The organism is Deltaproteobacteria bacterium, from assembly GCA_009930495.1.
In the GTDB taxonomy this organism is placed as follows: domain Bacteria; phylum Desulfobacterota; class Desulfovibrionia; order Desulfovibrionales; family Desulfomicrobiaceae; genus Desulfomicrobium.
The window spans coordinates 1-4,014 of sequence record RZYB01000205.1 but is presented as its reverse complement, the minus strand read 5'-3'; the positions used below and the strand labels follow the sequence as shown (position 1 = coordinate 4,014).

General features: G+C 65.2%; 2 protein-coding genes. Both read right to left on the bottom strand.

Annotated elements, in window-relative coordinates:
• Positions 1-1,713: ABC transporter ATP-binding protein (locus tag EOL86_12500; GenBank protein ID NCD26395.1), on the bottom strand; the 1,713-nt coding region annotated here is incomplete at its 3' end.
• Entirely contained in the window at positions 1,710-3,542 is a 1,833-nt protein-coding gene (locus tag EOL86_12495; GenBank protein ID NCD26394.1) for an ABC transporter ATP-binding protein, read from the bottom strand. The genes EOL86_12495 and EOL86_12500, both read right to left, overlap by 4 nt.
• Positions 3,543-4,014: the final 472 nt, after the last annotated feature.

Genomic DNA, 4,014 nt, shown 5'->3' with positions numbered 1-4,014 from the left:
CAGCAACTCGCTGTGTTTGCCCTGTTCGACCATTTTTCCTTCATCAAAGACCAGAATGGTGTCCGCGCCGACGATGGTCGAGAGGCGGTGGGCAATGACGATGACGGTCCGATCGCGGACCAGGGCGTCGATGGCCCGCTGCACCGCGACCTCGCTTTCCGTGTCCAGGGCGGCCGTGGGTTCGTCCAGGATGACGATGGGCGCGTTTTTGAGGATGGCGCGGGCAATACTGATGCGCTGACGTTCGCCGCCGGACAGGCACCCGCCGATGTCACCGACCCTGGTCCGGTAGCCGTCGGGCAGACGGGTGATGAATTCATGGCAGTGGGCGGCGCGGGCCGCATCCTCGACCTCGGCGTCGGTGGCGTCCGTGCGGCCCATGCGGATGTTGTTCAAAATGGTGTCGTCAAAGAGATAGACGTCCTGGAAGACGACCGACACGTGGCCCATGATGGTTTCGGGCTCCATGTCGCGCAGATCCACGCCGCCGATGCGCACGGCGCCGTTTTGCGGATCGGCATAGCGCATGATGAGCCGCGTGATCGTGGTTTTGCCCGATCCCGAGGGTCCGACCAGGGCCGTGAGGGAGCGCGCGGGCAGGACGAAGGTCACGTCGCGCAACACGGTTTCCGTGGTGCCACCGTAGGCGAAGTCCACATGCGTGAAGGAGATGTCAAAGGCCTCCGGCGTGTTGGACGGGATCGGCACGGGCAGCGGAGACACGGCCAGAAGCTGTTCGACCTGCTCGAAGCCGGCTTCCATGTAATCGAAGACGTCGGCGATGTTGAAGAGCAGCACCAACGGTTCGCTGAAGCGGGCCACGATGATCAGCAGCGCGGCCAGGGCCGCCACGTCCAGGCTTCCGGTCAGGACGAACCAGACACCGAGCGCCAGGACCAGGATCAGGCCGATCTGTACCAGGGACGAGGCCACAAGCCCGAGGAGCATTTTGAACTGTTGCGTTTTTTCCTGAACCTCCTGCAGATGGGTCAGGGAGTCCTGCAGCCGCTTGGCCTGGGCTCCGGTCTGACCGGTGGCGCGCAGGACTGGCAGCCCCTGGATGTATTCGATCAGCTCGGACGAGGTGCGGGCGTGGGCCCGGGCCAAAACGCGCATGCTTTCGCCGGTGTTGCGTCGCCGCCAATGGTAGATGGGCACGGCCACAAGAAAGAGGAGCACCATGGCCAGGGCCAGCCGCCAATCGACAAAGAGCGTGACCGCCAGGGCCACGGCCGGCGTGACGATGGTGCTGATGAAGGTTGAGGAGAGCATGCCCATGGGCGTGACCACTTCGTCCACGTTGCCGGCCAGCACGGCGGACAGTTCGCCGGTGCGTTTGCGATACAGCTCTTCCATGGGCATGCGCCGCAGCTGGTCACCCAGGGTCACGCGCAGGGAATGGGTCACGTCGGCCAGGGCGCTGGAATAGTCGAAGTCCCGCGCTTTCCAGCGCAGCACCGCGTCGATGACGGTGCACAGGGTCAGGACGCCCAGCCACATGGTCATGGCGGACGTGTGCATGGGTGCGGCCAACACAGCGGACAGCAGGGGATAGAAGCAGGCAAAGGCCAGACCCTGGACGGCTGCGGAAAGAACGGAAAAGAGCATGCTGCGGCGCAAAAGCGGCGCCTGATCGCCCGCCGCCTGCTGCATGCGTCGCCATGTGGCGGACAGGGGCGGGACGGGGCGTATGGATTCGGTCATGGTGTTCATGCGGGTTCCTCGTCAGGACCGGTTGCGGTGTTGCGGCCCAGGGTCCAGCCCTGGGCGTGTTCGTAGTTGCTCCACAGACGGGCGTACACGCCGTCCTGGGCGATCAGGTCATCATGAACGCCCTGTTCGGCCACCCGCCCCTGGTCCAACACCACGATCTGATCCGCGTCGCGGATGGTGGACAGGCGGTGGGCGATGATGATGACCGTGCGGCCGCGCATGAGGTTGGCCAGGGCCGCGATGAGAGCGGCCTCGTTTTCCGGGTCGGCAAAGGCCGTGGCCTCGTCCAGCACGACCACGGGGCAGTCCTGGAGAATGGCGCGGGCGATGGTGATGCGTTGGCGCTGGCCTCCGGACAGACGTGTGCCCCGGTCACCGGCCTGGGTGGCGTACCCCTGGGGCAGGGCGGAAATGAAGTCGTGGGCCTGGGCCGCGCGGGCGGCCTGTTCGACCTCGGCATCCGTGGCCTCGGGTTTGCCCATGCGGATGTTGGCGGCAATGGAATCGTGGAAGAGAAAGGTGTCCTGAAAGACAAAGGCCACCTGGCGCATGAGGTCTTCGGGATGGATGTCGCGCACGTCCGCGTCGCCCACGCGCACCGAACCGGCGCGCACGTCCCAGAAGCGGGGGATCAGCTTGGCCACGGTGCTTTTCCCGGCTCCGGACGGCCCGACCAGGGCGGTGACGGTGCCGCTTGGCACCTGGAACGAGACATTCTCCAGAGCATCTTCCGTGCGTCCTTCGTAGGCGAAGCGCACTTGTTCGAAGGCGACCGAGGCGTCGCGCGGCAAACGCCGGCCCTGGGACACGGGGAGGATGGGCGCGGCCTGCACCTCCTGGATGCGCAGGGCGCTGGCGTTGGCCTTGCGGATGAAGTGATTGAGCCACATGAGCGGCGTCAGGGATTCGGCCATGCCCGCGCCCAGCAGCAGGATGGCGGCCCAATGCGGGAAGTCGAGGCTGCCGCCGCCGTACAAGAGTGCTCCGGCAATGGACAGGGCCAGCAGGGTCGGCAACGGGCCGAGGATGACGATACTTGTCTTGGCGCTGGTGCTCGACACTTCCAGCCATTTGGCGAGTACGTCCCGGAAACCGTCCAGGGCCTTTTGGTAGCGTCCAAAGGACGACGTGCCGTCGTCAAAGGTCCGCACCACGGGCATGGCCTGGACGAATTCGATGACCGTGTTGGTGATTCGCTCCCGTTCACCGTCGTAGCGGCGCTGGAGTTCTGTATGGTCGCGCATGGCCAGGCTCACCGCTGCGGCGCCGACGCCGAGCAGGGCCAGGGCCAGCAGGGCCAGCCGCCAGTCGATGATCAGCAGCAAAAGCAGGGTGACTGCGGGGCTGGCCAAGCTTCGTCCGAGCATGGGGGTGGTGTCGGCCACAAAGGCGTGCAGGCTTTTGACGTCGTCCTGCAGGACCTTGGAGATGGCCCCGGACCCGGCCTGCAGCAGGTAGCCCAGGGGCGCCCGCGCGAGGCGGTCCGCCAGATCCGTGCGCAGGATGACTTCCAGTCTGAAGGCGGCCAGATGGGAAATGGTAAAGGCCTGCATGATGAGGCAGAAGCTGGCCACGGTCAGGACAATGGCCAGGACGGCCCAGACCCAGGGGGTGGGGTGCGGGGCGAGCAACTTGCCCAGGACGACCGCCAGCGTGGCGACCGCGCCCAGCCCGGCCGTGGCACCCAGGGCGGCTAGGCCCATGGCCAGATGAATGCGCGGGCGGATCGGGCGCATCAGGGCCCAGATGCCGCGTTTGGGCGTTTCCACGGTCGTGGCCGCGCCAAGGGGGCGGGCGGACGCGCAGTGGGCCTGTGCGGATGTATTCATGGATGACCTCCGGAAAAGATGAATTCCGGGAGATCATGGGCAATCCGGGGCGCTTCTTCCACCCCGCAAGGGAGAAAGTCTGCCGCGATCGGGAAAGGATGCGGCCGGGGGGCGCATTGCGCGGGCCTGTCGGGACGGGGATGGTGATTTCGTGGGACGAATACGATTTATAAAGCAAGGCAGCGTTTAAAAATGGTCTGGATCGCCGCATACCCTGCGGCCGTTCGTATTGAAATAATCCCGCGCGAAGTTTCGGCCGCTGGTGACTTGAGAATCCGACATCGTGGGTCTATGCGGTTTTGACCCTTTTCCCGCCGAAGCGTTCCGGCGCAATGGAAAAATCCGGCCTTGTGAGGAACATGAACGAAACCAAGCCTTCTCCCTGTGTTGATTCCGATCCCGCCGCGCGGGAGTCTGGAGGTGCTCTTTCTGGCACGCGGCCTGACCTCGGCTGCGCCACAGGTCCGGGATT